17 protein-coding genes and 1 pseudogene are annotated in these 21,894 nt (G+C 39.3%); 6 read left to right on the top strand and 12 right to left on the bottom strand.

Annotated elements, in window-relative coordinates; genetic code table 11:
• Nucleotides 1-157 precede the first annotated feature (157 nt).
• The 8 genes from DUT70_RS09100 to DUT70_RS21470 all read right to left on the bottom strand — a co-directional run bounded on the left by DUT70_RS09100 (nt 158) and on the right by DUT70_RS21470 (nt 7,905).
• Complete coding sequence (locus DUT70_RS09100; protein WP_113647006.1) at nt 158-1,705, bottom strand: DHA2 family efflux MFS transporter permease subunit; 1,548 nt, start codon at nt 1,703-1,705, stop codon at nt 158-160.
• Between the two features lie 112 nt (nt 1,706-1,817).
• Nucleotides 1,818-2,855, bottom strand: coding sequence for an HlyD family secretion protein (locus DUT70_RS09095; protein ID WP_113647005.1), 1,038 nt, complete (start codon nt 2,853-2,855; stop codon nt 1,818-1,820).
• 8 nt (nt 2,856-2,863) lie between these two features.
• Nucleotides 2,864-4,186 (bottom strand): TolC family protein, encoded by a 1,323-nt coding sequence (locus DUT70_RS09090; protein WP_113647004.1) that lies wholly within the window; start codon nt 4,184-4,186, stop codon nt 2,864-2,866.
• Nucleotides 4,183-4,803, bottom strand: a complete 621-nt coding sequence (locus DUT70_RS09085) for a TetR/AcrR family transcriptional regulator (RefSeq protein ID WP_113647003.1) — start codon at nt 4,801-4,803, stop codon at nt 4,183-4,185. Before DUT70_RS09085 ends, DUT70_RS09090 begins: the two co-directional genes overlap by 4 nt.
• A gap of 452 nt (nt 4,804-5,255) precedes the next feature.
• Nucleotides 5,256-6,020 (bottom strand): type I methionyl aminopeptidase, encoded by a 765-nt coding sequence (map, locus tag DUT70_RS09080; protein ID WP_113647002.1) that lies wholly within the window; start codon nt 6,018-6,020, stop codon nt 5,256-5,258.
• A 54-nt stretch (nt 6,021-6,074) separates the two neighbouring features.
• Nucleotides 6,075-7,343: an RNA polymerase sigma factor gene (locus DUT70_RS09075; RefSeq protein ID WP_113647001.1), complete on the bottom strand. Its 1,269-nt coding sequence runs from the start codon at nt 7,341-7,343 to the stop codon at nt 6,075-6,077.
• A complete protein-coding gene (locus tag DUT70_RS09070) occupies nt 7,324-7,680 on the bottom strand; it encodes a YciI family protein (RefSeq protein WP_113647000.1) in 357 nt (118 codons plus the stop codon). Before DUT70_RS09070 ends, DUT70_RS09075 begins: the two co-directional genes overlap by 20 nt.
• A gap of 90 nt (nt 7,681-7,770) precedes the next feature.
• The gene (locus DUT70_RS21470; RefSeq protein ID WP_255541848.1) at nt 7,771-7,905 is read right to left on the bottom strand and encodes a hypothetical protein; all 135 of its coding nucleotides are present in this window, start codon (nt 7,903-7,905) and stop codon (nt 7,771-7,773) included.
• A 202-nt stretch (nt 7,906-8,107) separates the two neighbouring features.
• On the opposite strand from DUT70_RS21470, the gene DUT70_RS09065 reads away from it, so the two are divergent.
• Nucleotides 8,108-10,327, top strand: coding sequence for an NADP-dependent isocitrate dehydrogenase (locus DUT70_RS09065; RefSeq protein WP_113646999.1), 2,220 nt, complete (start codon nt 8,108-8,110; stop codon nt 10,325-10,327).
• A gap of 482 nt (nt 10,328-10,809) precedes the next feature.
• Here the strand turns inward: DUT70_RS09065 and DUT70_RS21410 are convergent.
• From DUT70_RS21410 to DUT70_RS09050, 3 genes and pseudogenes are all read right to left on the bottom strand, one after another.
• Nucleotides 10,810-11,010: pseudogene (locus DUT70_RS21410) on the bottom strand (GIY-YIG nuclease family protein); the annotation flags it as partial.
• 400 nt (nt 11,011-11,410) lie between these two features.
• On the bottom strand, nt 11,411-11,851 hold the full coding sequence (locus DUT70_RS09055; protein ID WP_113646998.1) for an SRPBCC domain-containing protein: 441 nt from the start codon (nt 11,849-11,851) through the stop codon (nt 11,411-11,413).
• Nucleotides 11,852-11,863: 12 nt separating this feature from the next.
• Nucleotides 11,864-12,277: a VOC family protein gene (locus tag DUT70_RS09050; RefSeq protein ID WP_113647219.1), complete on the bottom strand. Its 414-nt coding sequence runs from the start codon at nt 12,275-12,277 to the stop codon at nt 11,864-11,866.
• 192 nt (nt 12,278-12,469) lie between these two features.
• Here DUT70_RS09050 and DUT70_RS09045 point away from each other — a divergent pair, with 192 nt between their 5' ends.
• The 4 genes from DUT70_RS09045 (at nt 12,470) to DUT70_RS09030 (ending at nt 19,931) form a co-directional block, all read left to right on the top strand.
• On the top strand, nt 12,470-12,862 hold the full coding sequence (locus tag DUT70_RS09045; RefSeq protein ID WP_113646997.1) for a BlaI/MecI/CopY family transcriptional regulator: 393 nt from the start codon (nt 12,470-12,472) through the stop codon (nt 12,860-12,862).
• Between the two features lie 30 nt (nt 12,863-12,892).
• Nucleotides 12,893-14,512: a M56 family metallopeptidase gene (locus DUT70_RS09040; RefSeq protein ID WP_113646996.1), complete on the top strand. Its 1,620-nt coding sequence runs from the start codon at nt 12,893-12,895 to the stop codon at nt 14,510-14,512.
• A 26-nt stretch (nt 14,513-14,538) separates the two neighbouring features.
• Complete coding sequence (locus DUT70_RS09035) at nt 14,539-17,001, top strand: outer membrane beta-barrel protein (protein ID WP_113646995.1); 2,463 nt, start codon at nt 14,539-14,541, stop codon at nt 16,999-17,001.
• 80 nt (nt 17,002-17,081) lie between these two features.
• Entirely contained in the window at nt 17,082-19,931 is a 2,850-nt protein-coding gene (locus DUT70_RS09030; protein WP_113646994.1) for a S8 family serine peptidase, read from the top strand.
• A 33-nt stretch (nt 19,932-19,964) separates the two neighbouring features.
• Here DUT70_RS09030 and DUT70_RS09025 read toward each other — a convergent pair whose 3' ends face one another.
• Nucleotides 19,965-20,540: a thymidine kinase gene (locus DUT70_RS09025; RefSeq protein ID WP_113647218.1), complete on the bottom strand. Its 576-nt coding sequence runs from the start codon at nt 20,538-20,540 to the stop codon at nt 19,965-19,967.
• 94 nt (nt 20,541-20,634) lie between these two features.
• On the opposite strand from DUT70_RS09025, the gene DUT70_RS09020 reads away from it, so the two are divergent.
• The gene (locus DUT70_RS09020; RefSeq protein WP_128353342.1) at nt 20,635-21,789 is read left to right on the top strand and encodes a hypothetical protein; all 1,155 of its coding nucleotides are present in this window, start codon (nt 20,635-20,637) and stop codon (nt 21,787-21,789) included.
• Nucleotides 21,790-21,894 lie beyond the last annotated feature (105 nt).

Below are 21,894 nucleotides of genomic sequence, written 5' to 3'. Positions count from 1 at the left end.
GGTAGAGATTAGCTTTTCAGATCATTTAGGGATAAGATGATTTCGACCCCAAATGCTTTTCTCTCCCTCAAAGGGAGAGATGCCGACAAGGCAGAGAGGGTTGCACAAAAAAGGCCAGCATAAAAGCCAGCCTTTTTAGGTTATTGTGTGTGGAGTATTAATGCGCATCTACAGGCATGTTCACATTTTTCTTGAATTTTTGCAAGAATAAAAGTGGTATTGAACATAACATTACGCCTCCAGCTACCCAATATGCATCGCTATAGGTAAGCAGTAGGGCTTGTTTAGTAACGGCGCCTTCTATCGCTTTCATGGCCATTAGCTTAGCATCTAAAAATGCTGCGCCTTTTGCCATGAAATTGTGCATCAGGCCGTTTAAACGTTCGGTAAATGCTGGATTGTTTTCGTTAATATTTACTAAAAGATTGTTTCGGTGGAAACCTTGTCTTACGTGAATTAAGGTGGTTAAGGCTGCAATACCAAATGAACCTCCCAATTGGCGCATCATGTTGTTTAAACCAGAACCCTGGCCAATTTCGGCACCTTTAAGGTCTTGGATAGCCAAGGTGGTTAGCGGTACGAACAGTAAAGCCATTCCAAATCCCCTGATTACCAATGGCCAGAAAAACTGCTCTGTTCCTGAGGAAAGGGTTGATTTGCTGAGCATGTGACAGAAGATGAAAAATAAGATCATTCCGCCAGTAGCCATAAACTGTGCTGGTACGCCTTTTTTAAGCATAATACCAATAAAAGGCATCATGGTAATGGTACAAAGACCGCCCGCGATAAATAGCTCACCTGTTTGTAAGGGCGAGAAGCCCAATAGGTTTTGACAGAAAATAGGGAACACGAATACGGAACCATATAATCCAAAACCGAGTACAAAGGAAGTGATCATCCCGATAGAGAAGCTTCGGTGTCTCATGATTTTGAAATTTACGATAGGGTGATCGGTACTTAGCTCACGCCAAATGAAAAGCAGGATGCCAAAAACTGAAGCAACGGCAAGTGCTGTAATGTATGGCGTGGCAAACCAGTCTTCACTTTCACCTTTTTCTAACAAGGTTTGTAAACTGCCAATGGCCACGGCCAACAAAACAATTCCCCACCAGTCGATAGGTGCACCCTTACCGTCCTTGGGCGTTTCTCGGACAAACATGTAGGCACAATAGGCCGCGAGAATACCGACGGGAATGTTTACATAAAATATCCAAGGCCATGTGGTGATTTCTAAAATGTAGCCCCCAATGGTTGGACCAACGGTTGGCCCTACTACTGCTCCTAAACCAAATAGGGCGGTAGCAATGCCCACGTCTTCACGTGGCCAAGTTTCAATAAGGATGGCTTGGGCTGTTGAAATTAAGCCCCCGCCTGCTAGTCCCTGTAAAATACGGAAGCCTACCAGCTCCCATAAATTATCGGCATTACCACATAAAAATGAGGCAATGGTAAAAAGGATGATGGAAAAAAGAAAGTAATTTTTTCGTCCAAATCTACTGCCTAACCAGCCAGACATGGGCAAAACAATTACGTTGGCTACAGCGTAGCCAGTGGATAACCAGGCCACGTCTTCGAGCGTGGCGCCAAGGTTACCTTGTATTTGGGGCAATGCAACGTTTACAATGGTCGTATCTATCAGCTCCAATAAGGCAGCTGTGATTACCGTAAACGTGATGATCCATTTTTTTAAACCTACTTCGGCCATTATTTTAAATTTTGGTTATGAGTTACAGGTTGTAGGTTACGAGGTTCGGCGATATGTGATTAATCAATTATTTGTAAGTTCTGCTTACAACTCGTAACGGGCAACTCGCAACCTAAATAGCAACAGATACTTTTACGCTCATGCCTGGACGTAATTTGTCCAAAACTGCTTTGTCTTTGTTAGCGATTTTTATTTTTACAGGGACACGTTGTACTACTTTTACGAAGTTACCTGTAGCATTATCTGGAGGTAACAACGAACCTTTGGCACCAGTGATAGGAGAGAAGTTGTAAACTTCACCTTCAATTTCTTGATCAGGATAAGCATCCACGTCAATTTTCACTTTTTGTCCAGAGCGGATTTTCTCCAATTGGGTTTCTTTAAAGTTAGCAGTTACATAAATACTGTTTTCGTTAACAATAGAGAATAGGGATTGTCCTGCTTGTACCAATTGACCTTTTTGTACATTTTTCTTAGAAACGATACCTGTTGCAGGTGCTTTAATTTGAGTGTACGAAAGTTGAAGTTTTGCAAAATCAACATCGGCTTGGCGTTGGCTAACTCCTGAGTTGCTTACGCTTAATTGCGATTGAGTAGTGCCTACCTGTTTAACGGCAGCATTATATTGGTCAACAGCAGCATCGTAAGTAGCTTGTGCAGTTTCTTTTTGTGCTTTGGCTTGATCAAATGCTTGTTTAGTGATCGAACCGTCTTTCACTAGGTTTTCGTATCTGTCGTAATCTTTTTTGGCAAGGTCTAGCTTTACTCTGGCCGCTTCGATATTGGCTTTTGCAGTACTGGTGTTAGCAGCGGTAGCTACAATTTGTGCTTGCGAAACACCTACATTGGCGTTAGCACCTAATTGCCCAGCTTGTGCTTGCTCTAGCTTGATTTTATAGTCGCTGTCATCAAGGGTTACCAATACTTGGCCTTGTTTTACTTGCGTGTTTTCTTCAAAGTTGATGTCTTTTACGTAACCGCTTACTCTTGCAATTACGGGGCTAATATCTCCGTCAATTTGAGCGTCATCAGTATCAACGTGTTTGCTGTAGTAGCTATATTCGGTAAAGCCAAATACGGCGCCAATGATGATCAATACGCCAAGTATAATAGGGATTACTTTATTTTTCTTTTTTGCTGGCTTTGTCATGGTTATGCTTAGTTATATTGTGATATTTTTCCTGTGGATTTTAATAAAGTGTAGTAAGCTAATTTGGCATCGGCTTTTGCCAATTCCAAGTTAATTTTAGCTTGGTAAAGCAATGTTTCTGCGTCAATTCTATCAATGGCAGAAGCAATGTTATTTTGGTATTTAGATTCTAATAACCTGTCGTTTTCGTTTGCTTGGGCGATAGAAGTTTCCAAAACAGCAATTTTTTGAACTGCTAATTGATAGTTTTGATAATTTCTATTCAGCTCTGTTTTAACATTATCGGTTAAAATATCTTTTTGGGTATCTATTTCCAATTGCTGTATTTTGGCCTCGGCTACTTTGTTTTTGTTGGTCCATAATGAAGCAATGTTCCAGCTGATATTAGCGCCTAAAGTAATTGGCATGATATACTGTTGGCTGCTAGGAATGAATTTGCCACTTGGGTTTACATAGTAAAGGTTAGCGCCCAAACCTACGGTAGGCAACATATTTGCTTTAATAGATTTGATATTGTAATCGGCCACTTTGTGCTGTAAACCCAATTGTTGCAACTCCTGTCTGTTAGACATAGCGGTGCTTAGGTAATTAGATAGTGAACTTAATTGGGGCAAAGTTTCATCACCACCTTTAATTTCGATGTCGGTGTTTTCGGGTAAGCCCAACAAAATATCAAGATTGTAGTTCACAATTTTTCTGTTGTTCTCAATTTCCATTTCGGTTAGCGAAACATTAGCTTGTTGTAACTGGAACCTCAATACATCATTTTTGGTGACCAAGCCCTGGTCGTAAAAGCGTTGCGCTTGTTTCAGTTGTTTGGCAATGGCAGTAAGGTTTTGCGCCACTACTTTTTTGCTTTGGAGCAATTTGTAAAGCGAAAAGTACCCGTTCACAACGGCATAACTTACTTCTTCTTTGTTTTTGTCAGCATCAAGCACCGCTACTTCTTTTAAAAGTTTGGTCGATTCTTGTGCATATTTCAATTTGCCACCACCATACACTAATTCTTGTACTGCTGCAGTACCTACAAAGGCATCGGCTCTGTTTGGTAAATGGATGGGATTGCCCTCGCCAATTTTTAAGGTATTGGTAGGGATTTCGGCGTGGTTGTACATGAAACTAGCAGTTGCAGTTGGTAAAGCATTATCTTTTACTGTTGCTAATTTTGCTACTGCTTCGTCTATTTTTTGTTGCGATAGTTTTAGGTTTTTACTGTTGGCAATACCTAAATCCACCGCTTCTTGTAAACTTAATTGCTTGGTGGTTTGGGCCTGAAGGATGAAGGGCATCGATAAACCTATCAAAAGCAATTTGACTTTTGTTGATATCATTTTTTGGGTGTTAAGTGCGTAAGGATCATTTCTTGTAGGTGATCAATCAATCGGGTTTTGATGATTTCCCTATCTTTTTCGTTTTCTAGGTCGTAGGTAGTGTCGGGCGCAATTTTGTTTGGGGAAGTGGTAACCATCGATATGGTTCCCATGACACTTACAATGGTCATTCTGATATCTACGGGTCTGAAATCTCCAGCATCGATACCTTCCTTGATAATGTCTTCAATTACCAAAAGGTTTTGTCCCATGGCCGCTTTGATTTGGTCGAATACTTCTGGACGTAATGAAAGTGAAAGCTCACGATGCATCATTTTATGGAAGTTGGCATTGTTCAAAATACGACTAGCGTACTTGTCAATTACCTTTAACAATTTCTCTTTGGCGGGAATATTTTCTTCTTTAATTTGATTGAGTTGAGATTTAAAACTCATGACTCTTTCTTCCATGATTTCTTGAAAAACGCCCATTTTGCTTCCAAAATAATAGTTAATCATGGCCATGTTAGCACCTGATTCAGCGGCAATTTGGCGGGTTGAAGTTCCTTCGAAACCATACTCGCAAAAAAGCTTCTCGGCAGCTACAAGAATATCAGTCTTTTTATCGGTCTTTTCCATCTTGATTTTTTTGACGGAACAAAATTAATCAAACGATTGATTAAATCAATAGCACAACTAATTTGTTTGACAAAAAGATGATAAACGGATTATACTTTTCCTATTGTGCCGATGTGTTTAAATTTTTTAAAGGACCATATAGACACATAGGGGTATTGTTTTTGTAGATTTCGGTAATGCGAATTGCTTTTGGTCTTTTGAGAGTAAAGTATAAAGCAAGGCATTTATTTAGTACTATGTGGGATTACTATGTGGCTATGTGTTTAAATTTTTTTAATGGACCACATAGGCACATAGGGGTATTGTTTTTATCGATTTCGATAATGCGAATTGCTTTTGTTCTATTAAGAGGAAAGTTTGAGCCACGACATCTATTTAGTACTATATGGATTTACTATGTGTTTATGTGGTTCATTTAGCAAGCTTGCCACAAATAAAGAGGGTAGGGTGGTTTATTCCCAAACGCCGTTTTTTTCAGTAAGAATAACAGGTTGCCCATCAGTAACCATAATGGTGTGCTCGTGTTGCGCCATGTAACCACCTCTGTTGCCAACCATGGTCCAGCCATCGCCCAAAGTTTCGGCATAAGTGGAGTCGGTAGAAATAAAAGTTTCGATAGCTACCACGGAATTCTTTTTAAACCTGGTTTGGTTAAATCGATCTCTGTAATTGGCCACTTCATGTGGTTCTTCGTGCAAGCTACGACCAACACCATGACCCGTTAGGTTTTTAATTACTTTGTAACCACGCTTTTTAGCTTCTGTTTCAATCAGATGCCCGATGTCGGAAATTTTAACGCCACCTTTGATATTGGCAATGGCCTTTTGAAGAATTTCCTTTGAAGCATTTACCAATTTGTAGTGCCCATGGATATCGTTGCCCAATACAAAAGAACAACCGTTATCTGACCAAAAGCCATCTAGTTCAGCAGACACATCAATGTTGATTAGATCCCCTTCTTGTAATATTCTTTGCTCTGATGGGATGCCGTGGCAAAACTCATTGTTAACACTAATGCAGGTAAAACCTGGGAAACCGTAAGTAAGGTAAGGAGCAGATTTGGCACCAAGTTCAGATAAAAGTTGAGCGCCAAAGTTATCCAGTTCCTTTGTGCTCATGCCTATTTTGGCATAATCTATCATCGCTTTTAACGTATGAGCTACCGCTTCGCTAGCTTTTTGCATTCCTTGTAATTCGGCTTCGTTGGTAATCGACATCGGCTTTTAGGGATTAAATTTCTGGCCGTAAAGGTACACAAAATGAAAGTGTTTTTAAGAGCGGGCCCCATTACTTGACAAAGCAATGTCACTGATTTTGTTTAAGATGAATTGCTTGTCTATCTCTGATTGTGCATGGTTTAATGCCTCGCGATAGCAATTTTCGGCATTAGCATGTTGATGTAGTAAGGTATTTAAATGGGCTTTGGCAAGGTGAAAGAAAAGCTGGTGTTCAGGTTTTAACTCTTTTGCTAAGGCTGTAAGTTGAGCCAATAATTCCACAGAAGGAGCTACATAACTCATCGCAATCATCTTGTTCAGCGTTAATGCTGTCGAAGGACCTTCCAACACTTCCATTTGTTCGTATAAATAGATGATTTTAGACCAGTTGGTGGTTTTAAAATCCGTGGCACAGCAATGTATGGACGCAATGATGGCTTCCAGATGGTGCTTGCTTAATTGTTGGGTGTTTTTAGATTGATGAAGATAATACAACCCTTCCCTGATAAAAGCAGGGTCCCATAACGATCGGTCTTGTTGTTCCAACGGAATCCAAAAGTTTTGGTTGGAGATACGGGCTGGGAACCTGGCGATATTGAAAAACATCAGAGCTAATAAGGCATTAGTAGTGGCATCATTTGGCTGTAGTTGTAAAATCAGTTTAGCCAGTCGCATGGCTTCGTAGCACAAATCTATGTTCAAACCTTCCTTAGCTCTGGTGGTTTTGTAGCCCTCATTAAACATTAGGTACAAAACAAGTTGCAATTGGTTTAAATTGGGAGCAATATGTTTTTCTGCCAGCTCATCAAACTTAAAGCTGGCGTTTTGTAGCAATTGCTTGGTCCTAAAAATATGCTTCTTCACTGCTTCATTAGTCATCAGCAATGCGTTGGCAATTTCGGGTACACCAAATCCAGAGGAAGTATAAAGCGTGAAAATGATTTGGCTTTTTAACGGCAGTTTCAATTCGCAAATTTTTAATAGCAACTGTAATTGGCTATCCATCATTTGCAAGGGGCTGGGCAGTAATTCAAAGTCGTTAGGAAGGGAGGCTTGAAGGCTAGCTAGAGTGCTTTCCTTCTTAATAGCATTTAGCAATTTGTTCTTTGCCGTGGTCAATAGCCAAGCCTCGGGTTGATTGGGCATGCCTTTGTAGCGCCAATGCTTTAAGGCTGCTTCAAAACTTTCCTGAACAGCATCCATAATATTTTCCAGCTGCTTGATGCCGTAATATTTGGTTAAAATAGCAACCATCTTTCCCGAATATTCTCGGAAAAGATGTGCCGTAGTTTTGAAAATTTCGTTATGCTCCTGCTTGTTCATCGGTAGCCATTACTTCACGTAACTCTATCGTGGCACCAAGCTCAAGTGAGGGACAAGCTTTTGCAATAGAGGTTGCCTCTTCCAATGAATTGGCCAACAGAAAATAGTAGCCGCTGATACATTCTTTGCTTTCGATATATGGGCCGTCGGTAACTATTTTTTCTTTGCCCCTAATCTGTACGCCATTGGCTTCAAGTGGGTTTCCGTCCTTAAAATGACCTTTAGCAATGAGCGTTTCTACCCATGCCATGTGTTTTTCAATATCGGCCTGCATTTCTTCCACCGAGAATTGTCCATAGTTGACATCTTCCCTGATTAATAATAGAAATTCTTTCATGATGTTATTTTTGTTAAGTTATTAAAATACTTTTTACAAAGACAACCCACGTTGATAAAAGGGGACAAATCTTGAAAAGAAATTTTCAGTTTAAGGATGTAGTCGAGCATATAACCACTCACCAAAAGCATATCCGTTTTGATAAATAGCGATCACAATAATCAAGATAATGATGGGAAAAGCAATTTTGAACCACTTAGATTTTAATAATTCTTCCTTGTTCATGGCCTAGTTTTTTTGGTTTCTAGTTAGAACGATTTCTTCTTTGAATTGTTACACTGCGCTTGCCAGTTAGGAGTGATTTTAATGTATAAATAACACTAAGCTGTTATATAATTCGCTGGTTTATTTTATCTTTAGGCGATTTTATCAAACCAGTCCTTTTTTGGACATTTTTATTTCAAACTTTCTTAAAAAATAAAAACACATGTCAAACTCATCAAAAATTATCTATACCAAAACAGACGAGGCTCCATTGTTAGCTACTTACTCTTTATTGCCCATTGTACAAGCTTTTACGGCTTCGGCGGGTATCGAAGTAGAAACAAGGGACATCTCTTTGGCGGGAAGGATTTTAGCAAACTTTCCAGAGTTTTTAAAGGATGACCAAAAAATTGGAGATGCATTGACAGAACTAGGCCAATTAGCAAACACGCCAGAGGCCAATATCATCAAGCTACCTAATATTTCTGCTTCTATTCCTCAATTAAAAGCAGCTATTGCTGAATTGCAATCTCAAGGTTTTGCGTTGCCTAACTATCCAGAAGATGCACAAACTGAAGAAGAAAAAGCCATCAAAGCTAAATATGCGAAAGTGCTTGGCTCTGCAGTAAATCCAGTTTTACGTGAAGGAAACTCAGACCGTAGGGCACCTAAAGCCGTGAAGAACTATGCAAAAGCAAATCCTCATTCAATGGGCGCTTGGTCATCAGATTCTAAAACCAGCGTAGCCAGCATGAGCGAAGGCGATTTTTACGGGTCAGAGAAATCAACAACGGTAGAAAATGACTCACAGTTTAAAATTGAATTTGTAGGTGCCGACGGTGCCGTTACTGAACTTAAAGGTTTAGCTAATTTAAAAGCAGGTGAGGTAATTGATAGCTCGGTATTGAGCCTTGCTAAATTAAAAGCATTTGTTGCCGAAGCGATTAAAGAAGCGAAGGCAAGTGGCGTTTTACTTTCGGCACACTTAAAAGCAACCATGATGAAGGTTTCAGACCCTATCATTTTTGGTGCCATTGTAGAAGTTTATTTTGCAGATGTTTTTGAGAAATACGCGGAGTTATTTAAAACTTTAGGTGTTGATACTCGTAATGGCTTAGGTGATGTTTATGCAAAAATTGCTGGTCATGCGCAAGAAGCTGAAGTGAAAGCTGCGATTGATGCGGCAATTGCTAACGGACCAGCTTTAGCGATGGTGAATTCTGATAAGGGAATTACCAACCTACACGTTCCTTCTGATGTGATTGTAGATGCTTCAATGCCTGCAATGATTCGTACTTCGGGTCAAATGTGGAACAAAGATGGCAAACCTCAAGATACTTTGGCTTTAATTCCAGATAGAAACTACGCAGGTGTTTATACGGCTACCATTGATGACTGTAAGAAACATGGTGCTTTTGACCCTACAACAATGGGTTCGGTACCAAACGTAGGTTTAATGGCACAAAAAGCAGAGGAGTATGGTTCACACGATAAAACTTTCCAAGCTGCAGCAAACGGTACCATTCGCGTAACGGATGCTTCTGGAAGCGTATTCTTTGAACAACCCGTTGAAAAAGGAGATATTTTCCGCATGTGTCAGACTAAAGACGCACCTATCCAAGATTGGGTTAAATTAGCAGTGAACAGAGCTCGCTTATCAAATACACCAGCGGTTTTCTGGTTAGATGAAAACAGAGCACACGACAGAGAAATCATCAAAAAAGTAAATAAGTACTTGCCAAACTTCGATACCAATGGATTAGACCTTCGTATCCTTTCTCCAATTGAAGCGACTAAATTCACTTTAGAGCGTATCCGTAAAGGCGAAGACACCATTTCGGTAACGGGTAACGTACTACGTGATTATTTAACGGATTTATTCCCGATTTTAGAGCTAGGTACTTCTGCAAAAATGTTGTCGATTGTACCATTAATGAACGGTGGTGGTTTATTTGAAACTGGTGCTGGTGGTTCTGCTCCTAAACACGTTGAGCAATTTGTAACAGAAGGTTATTTGCGTTGGGATTCATTAGGTGAGTTCTTGGCTTTACAAGCTTCGTTAGAGCATTTAGCTCAAACGCAAAACAATGCTAAGGCACAAGTATTAGCTGATGCTTTAGATGAGGCTAACGCTAAATTCTTGGCAACCGATAAATCTCCAGGTAGAAAATTAGGTACTATTGATAATCGTGGTTCTCATTTCTATTTAGCGTTATATTGGGCTGAGGCTTTGGCTGCACAAACTAAAGATGCTGAATTGAAAGTTAAGTTTGAGCCATTGGCAAAAGCGTTGTCAGAAAACGAAGCTAAAATTACTGAGGAGCTAATTGCTGCTCAAGGAAAAGCACAAAACATAGGTGGTTACTACAACCCTAACGATGAGTTGGCAGATAAAGCAATGCGCCCAAGCGCTACTTTAAACAATGCTTTGGCTAGTTTATAAAATAGTATTTAGATATTAGTATTTAGAAATCCCTGCTCGTTTGAGCGGGGATTTTTATTGTCTTGAAGTTTTTCGACATTTTCTACTCAAAAAATGAAACTGCCTTTAGATATGTTGTTAGATTTCTCTTCTTCGTACCTCTTTTCCGATAAATCGGAGCAGGCTATCGCAATGACGGTATTGGCAATGTTTCTTCCTCACCCGTCATTTCGACGACCGCAGGAGGAGAGATCTAGCTAGTTGCGATATGGGATTGACTGGTCGGTTTCCATTTATGGTACTAGATTTCTCTTCGTCGTGCCTCCTCATCGAAATGACGGTATTGGCAGTGTCTCTGCTTGTCGTCATCTCGACGACCGATGGAGGAGAGATCTAGCGGCTAGTAAATAATGTTGTATAGATTTAACTTCGCGATAACATAATGCTAGATTTCTCACCTGCGTTCGAAATGACGAGATATGAAAGTACCTATATCATCCTAACTACCATTTAGCAATTTCATCATTAAAGCTTTTCCAAGAAGGGTTAATTGAATTAATTAATAGGTCCTTTTTCTCCCTGCGCCATTTTTTAATTTCCTTTTCTCTGGCAATGGCTTCTTCTATGTGCGAGAATACTTCATAATACACACAAATGATCGCATTATATTTCGCGGTAAAAGATTTTGGGTAGACTTTTTCCTCATGTTCTTTTAATCAGAAAATTAAATCGGAAGTAACGCCAATATAGAGAACTGTACGGTTAACATTTGTAAGAATATAAACAGCTCCACCTCTTTCCATAGTTTTTAATAGATTAGCAATGTCCTTTCGTGCCCCGTCATCTCGACGATCGCAGGAGGAGAGATCTAGCAATTTGATAAATAATACTATTAGTTAAGTTTAACTCAGTTGTAGCACAACGCTAGATTTCTCCTATCGTCGAAATGACGGTATTGGCAATGTTTTGTCGTACCCCGTCATTTCGACGATCGAAGGAGGAGAAATCTAACGATATGAATGGGTTTAGTCCAATTGGTTTTCGGTTTTGATGCTTATAACATAATGCTAGATTTCTCACCTACGTCGAAATGACGGGAAGTGCTTAACCCTCCGCCAATTCTCTAACCTTTTCCAGTGCCTTTGGCCAGCTTTCTTCAAAATAAGATTTATACTCCTCGGTAGTATCCATTTCAACGCTTAGTAGCGATTTACCATCTTCCTTGGTGCTTATTTTATAGTTTTCAAAAGCATTGCCCCATTTTTTCACCTCTTCACTATCGTAATCTTCCACACCATCTTTATAAAAGCCTAAGTGCTGAATAGAGATGAACTCATTGGGAATATGGTCGGCAATTTTGGAGACCATTCCTTCATCTTTTGCACCCAGAAACAAGGCTTTGGTGCCCTTTTCCCAAGTCGTCACTACCCTAGATCCTTCCGCAAAGACTTGTGTCCAAAGTGGGTAAGTGGTTTCTCCCAAAAGGATGTCCCAAACTTTCTCTTTAGGAGCATCAATTTCAATTTTAAAATAAATTCGTTCCATAGTTTTGATTTTTTATTGAGGGAATTTACTAAAATCCATGAACAATACATTCCATTTGTGACCATCAAGGTCGATAAAACCACCGCCATACATCCAGCCGTCTTTTTCTCCACCTGCTGCAAATACTTTTCCGCCTGCTTCTGCCGCGTTTTTGAGCATGTTATCCACGTCTTCCTTATTTTCGGCATCAATAGAAATTAAACATTCGGTAGCATTGGTTACATCGGCAATTTGGAAAGGGGTAAAGCTTTTGAAAACGGCCTCCGTAAAAAAGTTAACGATAAAATCCTTTTGGCCGATTTTAAATGAAGCCATCGAATCGCTTTTAGGAGCATGTTCATTTAATTTAAAACCAATTTTGGTGAAAAATGCAGTGGTTTGTAGAATGTCCTTAACAGGTAAGTTAAGCCAAATTTCTTTTGTCATGGTCTGATTATTTAAGTGATAACCAAATTTCATCAAAATTGTTGGTTTGCAAGGGGTTAAAAGTGACAACTAAAAGGCGCAAAAAAGACAAAACGCCAAGTTAGAGATAGCATATTCCTAAAAATTGCAGATCATAAATGTTAAAAATGAAGTATTCCTTGTTTCGTACGAAAGTTATCCTACCTTTGTGTTATGGAAGAGAAGAAATCTATCAATTCAATCCCAGAGCCTACCAGAGCCGAGTTGGAGATATTGCAGGTATTGTGGGAATTTGGCCCTAGTACAGTACGTTTTGTAAATGACGAGCTGAACAAACAGCGAGAAGTAAATTACACTTCTACCTTAAAGCAAATGCAAATTATGGACGAGAAAGGCATCCTCAGTCGTGATGCAAGCCAAATGAAACATATTTATGCGCCAGTACAAGCAGAGCTAAAAACTAAAGGACAATTGTTGGACAAATTTGTAGATACACTTTACAAAGGGTCGGCAGCTAACTTAGTCATGCAATTGCTGGATAATGATAAAACGACGAAAGAAGAGTTGGAGGAAATTAAGCGTTTGTTAGATGAACTTGAAAAGTAGATAAAAACCAAAATAAACAAAACCACAGCTATGGAATTTAAATGGGTTAACTTTCTGCCAACTGATTTGATGGAAGCATTGTTCGGTACATTGCTCCATTCTTTATGGATAGGCTTGGTAATAGCTTTACTGGCGGCATTCTTTATTGTAGGTACAAAAAATAGCCGACCAGTTTTAAGATATAATTTACTGGTAGGCTTGCTAAGCGTGTTTTCTTTAAGCATGATTTTGGTTTTTGTACAAACCTTAAACAAGTTTAATATTATTGCCAGCCTTTTCGGTATTAGCCCGTCGCAGCAAAATGCAATATTTAAGTTTCAGCTGGATATCTTTACTGCTCTTAATCAGTTTTTCGAAGTTTTAAAGCATTATGCAGGCCCAATGATTTTGATTTGGCTCCTCATTATTCTTTTTAAATCGATACAGTTGTTGGTTGGGCTACATGGAGTGAGCTATTTAAAAAGAACCAAAAACTTTGCGGCAGGTAATTATTGGGAGCAAAAAGTGGCCACGCTTGCCAGTCAATTGAATATTAATCAAGGCATCGCTATTTTTCAATCAGGCTTGGCAAAAATCCCGATGGTGATTGGCCATTTCAAACCCGTTATTTTAATGCCTATCGGCTTGTTAAACCACTTAAATTTAAACGAAGTAGAAGCTATTTTGAGTCATGAATTGGCGCATATTAAACGTAGAGACTATTTGGTAAACATCCTTCAAAATATTATTGAGGTATTGTTTTTCTTTAATCCTGCAGTATTGTGGCTCTCTAAAACCATCAAGGAAGAACGTGAAAATTGCTGCGATGATTTGGCCATAGCCTGTACAAACGATAAAAATGGCTATTTAAAAGCACTGGTTTCCTGTCAGGAATTTAGCCTGAACTCAACAGGTTTTGCCATGTCGATGGCTAACGAAAAAGGTCAATTAATTGCTCGCATCAGAAGAATCGCATTTAATAACAGAACCACTTTAACTGGTTTTGAGAAAACCACTTTAACTGTTTCTTTATGCTTTTTTTTAGGTTTGGGAGCAGCTTTTAAAATGGGACAATCACCAATAAAACATTCACCACTACAAAAAGAAATTACCTACGCTAATGGGTTAAACCATCAATTTAAAGAGGCAACGCCAACCAGTCAGCCAGCACCTCATGAGAATTGCGACCCAGTTAAACCCTCTGCGATAAACTTTGGAGAAACGGAAGTAGATGATGTTCCAGAATTAGCTGCCATAGCAGAAGTTGAACCAATTTCGGATTTGCCGCAAGCTAAGCCAGAAGAACCTGTTATTCCAATGAAGCCAGTTGTGCCAGTAAGAAATATGGTATCTATTAACCAACCCATCTCCAATGTAATAAATGTACCTGTGGGTGTTACTACCACTACAACGACCTCGACTACTACCAACACAGTTAAAGTAGACGGAAAAGTGGTGGTGCATATTGTACACGACGGTAATGACGCCAGTCAGGAGATACAAGACCAAATGATACAGGATAATCTGGTGGTTAAGGGCAAAAAAGTGGATTATATCCTCACTGATAACGAAATGTTGGTGAATGGAATTGCACAAGATGCCAGCGTCCATCAGAAATATAAAGAAAAATACATTAAGCGACCAGATATAGAATATCGGATTAATCGCTAACACAAATAAACCTAAACCTCTTTTTAATGAAACTTAAACTTAAGGTTATTTTAACCTATGGGCTGCTTATTGCCTCATTTTTTGCCCACGCACAACAAAATGTGACGGCTGTAATTAGCGGAAAAATTACGGATAGCAGCTTAAAACCTGTTGATTTAGCTACGGTAGCCTTATTTACCATTAAAGATAAAGATAGTGTGCTGGTGAAAACCTCGTTCACGGAAGCAGACGGTAAATTTGCTTTTGATAAAGTCACTCAAGGCAATTATCAAGTAAGGGTGATGTTAGTGGGCTATGCTAACTTTAAAAGTCAGCCAATTGTGGTTGATGCAAACCGCAGCCAGATTGAACTTGGTGAGCTGAAGTTGATAGCCGTTACCAAAACTTTGAAAGAGGTGAATGTGGTGGCAAAGAAACCTTTTGTAGAGCAAAAGATTGATAGAACAGTAGTGAACGTCGACGCCTTAATTTCTAATGCTGGAACATCAGCCCTTGATGTTTTGGAGAAAGCACCAGGAGTAAGCGTTGACCAAAATGGTAGTATCAGTTTAAAAGGAAAACCAGGAGTGGTGATATTTATTGATGATAAGCCTAGCTTTTTGTCTGGCGAAGAATTAGAAAGTTATTTACGTTCCTTACCATCATCTATGGTAGACCAAATAGAATTAATGACCAATCCGCCAGCCAAGTATGACGCTGCGGGAAATGCAGGGGTCATCAATATCAAAACCAAAAAAGACAAAGCTGTTGGATTTAATGGTGCCGTGAACCTAAGTTTAACCCGAGGTAAAAAGACACGCTCAAACGATAGCTTCAATTTTAATTACCGAAAAAATAAGTTGAATATCTTTGGAAATTTCGGCTATAACCTCAATAATAGCTTTACTGATTTAGACTTGAATAGAAGATATAAAAAATCTGATGGCAGTACAGATTATTTCTTTAACCAAAACTCCTACTTTCAGCGGCATGCCAATACTTTTAACGGTCAAACAGGGGTAGATTATTATCGATCGGAAAATACCACTTGGGGTATTTTGTTAAGAGGTAATCTTAGAAATGCAAACAACGTGAATGATAACACCAGTAACCTGTTTAACCCAGCGATGGTAAAAGACTCTAGTATTGTTGCTAAAAACATGGACGACATCTCGTTCAAAAATGGCGGTGTCAATGCGAATTACCGTCATAAATTTGGGAAAACGGGTAAAGAAATCACTGCCGATGCGGATTACATAAATTACAACACCCGAACCGATCAGCATTATTTTAACGATACCTATTTAGGAAATGGCACCTTGAAATCCCAAGATTTGTTGGAAGGACAACTGCCAGCCAGAATAAACATTTATAGTTTCAAATCCGACTATTCACAACCTTTGATGAAGACTTGGAAGATGGATGCGGGGGTAAAAACAAGCTATATTAAAACCAATAACATTGCCAGTTATTTTTATACTGTAAACAATGTGACTACTCCCGACTATGAGAAGAGCAATCATTTTGTGTACAGTGAAAACATTAGTGCAGCTTACTTGAATTTGAGTAAAGAAGGCAAACGTTTTTCGTTACAAGCAGGTTTAAGACTAGAAAATACCATCTCTAAAGGCCATCAATTGGGTAACATCATGAAACCCGACTCTAGTTTTAAGAGAAGTTACATCAACGCATTCCCAACCTTATATTTCTCGTACAAATTGGATAGTACTTCTACCCATCAACTTGGTTTAAATTATGGAAGAAGAATAGATAGGCCAGTTTACCAAGATTTGAACCCATTTTATTCTCCATTGGATAAGTTCACTTATTATGTAGGTAATCCGTATTTGAGACCGTCATTTACCCAATCCATAGAGCTTTCACATACGTATAAAAACAAGGTTACTACAACATTGAGCTATAGCCATAGCAAAGACCAAGTCAATGAAACCATTGAAATAGTGAATGGAACTTATTATAGCAGACCAGCAAACATTGGCAAACAGGAGGTGTATAACGCCTCCGTTAATGCCAACCTTGATTTAACCAAATGGCTAGGCTTAAATTGGTTTGGACAATACACTTATATCCACTCGCAAAGTAATTTCTATACAGGCTTTTTAAATACCAAAGGTGGCTTTCTTGCCAGTAACGGAAGCCTACAATTAAAACTCGATAAAGGTTGGAGCGGAGAGGTGAATTATCGATATCAAGCAAAATTGAGAAATGTACAGTTTCAAATTGGTAAAGTATACGACATTGGACTTGCTTTGCAAAAGAAATTGAGCACTGCTAGCACCTTAAGAGTAAGTGCAACAGACATCTTCCAAACCAGAGTTATTAATGGGATTATCAATAACCTTAATTTAACCGAGGCCACTTGGCGAAACAGAGGTGATTTTACTTCAGTAACACTTAGCTATAGCTACAGATTTGGGAAAGCGATTAGCAATTTGAGAAGACACAATGCAGACGGGGCGCAGAGCGAACAAAATAGGGTGCGTAACTAAGATTTATAGATAGCTGACAACTTGTTTTTCTTGTCTTAGCACTTTATTATCAATATCTTCGTTCAAATTTCGCCAATAGGATGAAGAAGAATTATCTGCTCGTTTTGGTACTGGTTATCCTGCTTGCTTTTAAGCAGGATAACAGTCAGCTGCCTTTAAATAAAACAAAATTCAAACTACCTGCGGGGGTTACCGAAAAGGATTACCTGCCCAATACTTTGGTTATTAAATTTAAGGCAGGGGCTAAACGCAATGCTTCAACGCAAAGTGCCGAAAAGCAATTGAGCGCTCAAGGTATTTCGTTGACGGGATTTGAACCGATATTCACCGAAAACTCAAATGCCGAGCAACGCTCGGTAAATAGCGAGATAGATTTTCATGCCGAAAGTTATTATCGGGCAAAATATACTGGAACCGCCAATATCGAAAGTGTCATCAATACTTTGTTACAAGACGAAAGTATTGCCTATGCAGAACCTAGCTATATCCATACCATATCGTATACCCCTAACGACGCGGCTTATGGAACACAGTTTTATTTGCCACAAGTAAAGGCACCACAAGGCTGGGATGTATTAAAAAGTGCTTCAAACGTAATCATTGGCATTGTTGATTCTGGTTCTGAAGTGACGCACCCAGATTTAGCGGGAAATATCTATTTAAACACAGCAGATCCCATCAATGGAGTAGATGACGATGGCGATGGATATATTGACAATTATTACGGTTGGGATTTATGTGGCCAGTCTGCCAGTACCATGATTCCTGATAACGACCCTAACGTAAAAAGTGCTGCTGCCGACCATGGGGTGCATGTAAGCGGCATCGCTTCGGCCATGTCAGATAATGGTGTGGGCGTTGCGAGTATCGCCTACAATGCAAAACTTTTAATTGTGAAGGCAGGTGCCGATGATAATGCCACTTCAATTTATAAAGGTTACGAAGGTATCAAATACGCTGCTGATAAAGGGGCGCAAATTATCAATTGCTCGTGGGGTGGCGTAGGTGGCGGTCAATTTGGGCAGGAAATTATAAATTATGCCGTGAGCAAAGGCTGTTTAGTAGTTGCTGCGGCAGGTAATTCGGGTAATGATATCCCGGTTTATCCTGCTGCTTTTGATGGAGTACTGGCAGTAGCTAATTTGGACCTAAACGATATCAAAAGCGGTACTTCTAATTTTGGAACTTATGTAGATATTTCGGCTCCAGGAGCTGGTATCTATAATACCATTTATGGAAATGCTTATGGCTATAAATCGGGAACTTCTATGGCCGCTCCCTTGGTTTCTAGTGCAGCAGCATTGCTCAAAGCAAAATATCCTTCTTATTCGGGTTTACAAATAGGGGAGTTGTTACGTACCACTGCCGATCCCGTAGACAGTAAAAATCCAAGCTATGCTAATTTGCTAGGGAAAGGGAGGTTAAATGTGTATAGGGCACTAACCGAAGCTGGCGCATCTGTACGTTATCAGCAATTAACCATTAGCGATCAAAGTTTAGGAAACAGAGCTCCTGGTACAGAAATAACCTTACAATTTGCACTTAAAAACTTTTTGACGCCTGTTAGCGGATTGAGTGTAACGGTGACCAGTAGTAGCCCTTTTGTACAAGTGGTTAATCCAATCATTAACGTTGGCAATCTGAATAGTCTGGAAACGAAAACAGGTTTAACACCTGTCAAAGTAAAAGTATTGGGCAACGCTCCCGAAAACCATAAGGTTCTTTTTACCCTTAGTTATTCAGGAAATGCTGGTGCCTATACCGATATAGAGAGCTTTGAAACCGTTGTGGCACTCGATTATTTGAATGTAGCGGTGAACCAAATCAGCACCACACTAACTTCAAATGGTAGGGTAGGCTATAGCAAAGCCAATGCTACTGCGGGGTTGGGTTTTATCTACAGAGATGAAAATATGCTTTATGAAGCAGCCTTGTTGATTGCCAAATCGGAAACGCAGGTAATGAATAACGCCCGTACAGATAGCTACTATAGCGAAGATTTTAGGAAGCAGCAAACGGCAGCCATCGTAGCTAATAGCACGGCTCCATTTGAAGGAACCAGTATTTTTACGGATGCTGGAGCCGCCAATCCAATTGGCTTGAAAGTGCTTTCTAGAGTTTGGGCGTTTAATACCATTACCGATAATAAATATGTGTTGGTAGAATATGAAATTGTAAATACTAGTAATGCCGATTTAGAGAATATCTATACAGGCTTATTTACCGACTGGGATTTGGATGAGTCGTCTGCTAATGCCACCGAATACGATGCACCGAACAAAACCGCTTACGTTTACGCCAAGAAAAATGCAACTTACCCCTATGCAGGCATTCGATTATTGAGCCATTCGGCAGCACCAGCTTACTATCCATTATCTTATCAATTGCCTAATAGCTTTCTTTCCGATAATGTATTCAACACTTCAGAGAAATACAAAACCTTAACTTCTGGCATACAGGCTGTAGGTTTAGGACATAATACTGTTAACGGGTATGATGTGATGTTTACCGTAGGAAGCGGACCTTATAAGATTCTTAAAAATCAATCGATAAGACTGGCATATGCCTTTTTAGCAGGTGATCATAAAAGCGAATTGACTACTATTGGCGATGCAGCGCAAGTTAAATATACAGAAGTAAGTAAGAAGCCTGTTAGCGTGGTGCCTAACGAATATGCTTTGGGGCAGAACTACCCTAACCAAGGTAAAGCTTTCACCTATATTCCAGTAGATGTGCCTGAAAAAACGAAAGTTGATTTGACTATTTATGATGTGATGGGCCGAAAAATAAGAAAGGTAACTGAAGGAACCATAGAAGCGGGCAGCTATCAGTTTTACGTTGATTTGAGCACCTTTGCCAGTGGGGTTTACACCTACAAATTAAACACACCTAACTATAAGCAGGCCAAAAAGATGATTGTAGCGAAGTAGGGAATGATAAGGCAACGCTAAAAGGAGTGGTTATTATCCCAAAGTATTGAAACAGGCTCTGCAACGAGGTTCGTAGCTATCTTTCTCCCCTAAAAGTACTCTTGCTTCGCTAGCTGCAGTACGGTAAGAATAAACCGCTGGACTACCACATTGCATGCATACCGCATTTACTTTGGTCACATGTTCGGCAATGGCCATTAGCGCTGGCATTGGACCAAAAGGTTTGCCTAAAAAATCCATATCTAAACCTGCAATTACAACCCTTATCCCTTTTTTAGCGAGTGCATTGCATACTTCGGGAAGCTCTTCATCAAAAAACTGTGCTTCGTCAATACCTACAACTTGAGTATTGGCACCTAACAATAAAATAGCTGAAGAACTGTCTACAGGTGTAGATTGTATGGAATTTAAATCGTGTGATACCACGGCGGTATCATCATAGCGAGTGTCGGTTTTAGGCTTAAAAATTTCTACATTTAATTTAGCGATTTGAGCTCTTTTCAGTCTTCTGATTAATTCTTCAGTTTTGCCAGAGAACATGGAACCACAAATAACTTCAATACTTCCACTAAATTCTCCCCGTCTAAAATTTTGCTCGCTAAATAACATTGTAAAGGTATTTTTAGCCAAATATAAAAGATTTTTATAGTATTTTTGGTTATCAGTTATTAACATAAAACGCCAAAACTTTCGTTACAAGATTATGATGAAACAAGAAGCTCTTTTCAGGAAACTAGGGAACATACTTAACGAATTGAACGACCAATATCAGTTTTTGTCTCAAAACCCTGATCAATTGAGCGAACTGGAACTAGAGCTGTTTTTAGCAAATGCAAATTTCTTGGCAGACCATATCCAGATCATCAAAAAATTAAACTTGCCTTTTCAAGCTCCTTTAGCACTCACTGCACCTCAAGTACAAGAAGAACCAACCATTGATGAGGAGATTGTGGATGAATTGAAAGATGTTCAACAAGTAGAGGCCATTACTTTTGCCAATGTTGAAGAAAAAGTTGCGCCGTTGTTCCAAGAAGAGCTAATAGAAGAGCAAGCGCCAATTGTAGTAGAGGAGAAAGAAGAAGAAATAGTTCAAGTAGAAGAAGAAGTAGCCATTCCTCAAATAGCGGAGGAAGAGATGCAAGAAGCCGCCCCTTTGGTGGAACATGAAAAAGAGCTATTCAGATTGGAAGAAGAGCCAACTAAAACTTTTGAATTTATATTGAATAGCGAGAGCTACACCGAAGAAGATAAATTTGACTTTGAAGAGAAAGCCGCCGAACAGTTATTTGATAGGCCACTAAGCAAAGAAGAAGAATTAATTTTAGAGCAGAAGAAAAAGGTAAAAGAAAATCTGGTTCGTAATCCCGAAGATTTGGAAGAAGATGAGATTGGTCCAGAGCCTTTTTTGGTGCATAAAGAAGAACAAGCGCAAGAAAACCCAAAAATAGTTGCTGAACCTGTAAGGCAAGAAGTGACACCAGTAATAGAAACTGTTAGCAAAGTAACCATTGAGACCACCACGGTGGAGGTAGAGGTTGAAACTGCTTATAAGCCTACGTTGAATGATATTTTAGCTGGAAAAAATACTGGTACGAGATTAAACGAAACTTCTGGAAATAACATAACCGATTTAAAGGCAGCTATTAATCTTAATGACAAGCTGTTGTACATCAAAGACCTTTTTAACGGTTATAACTTGGCTTATGCCGAAGCGATAGACATTGCCAACAAAATGCCAAACTTTGATGCTGCGGATAATTTCTTCCAAAAGAACTACGCTGTAAAAAACAATTGGGCCGATAAACAAGCCACTGTAGATAAATTTTATTTGTTGTTAAATAGAAGGTTTAAGGATTAATAATTAGGGATTAGGAACTAGGAATTAGTTTCGGTATTAAAGAATTAAGAGTTAGGAAACTAGGAATTTGGTATTATTCTTAGGCGTATGGTACTAACTACTAAT

Source organism: Pedobacter chitinilyticus (genome assembly GCF_003313385.1).
In the GTDB taxonomy this organism is placed as follows: Bacteria; Bacteroidota; Bacteroidia; order Sphingobacteriales; family Sphingobacteriaceae; genus Pedobacter; species Pedobacter chitinilyticus.
This window is presented reverse-complemented; position numbering and strand designations above follow the sequence as displayed.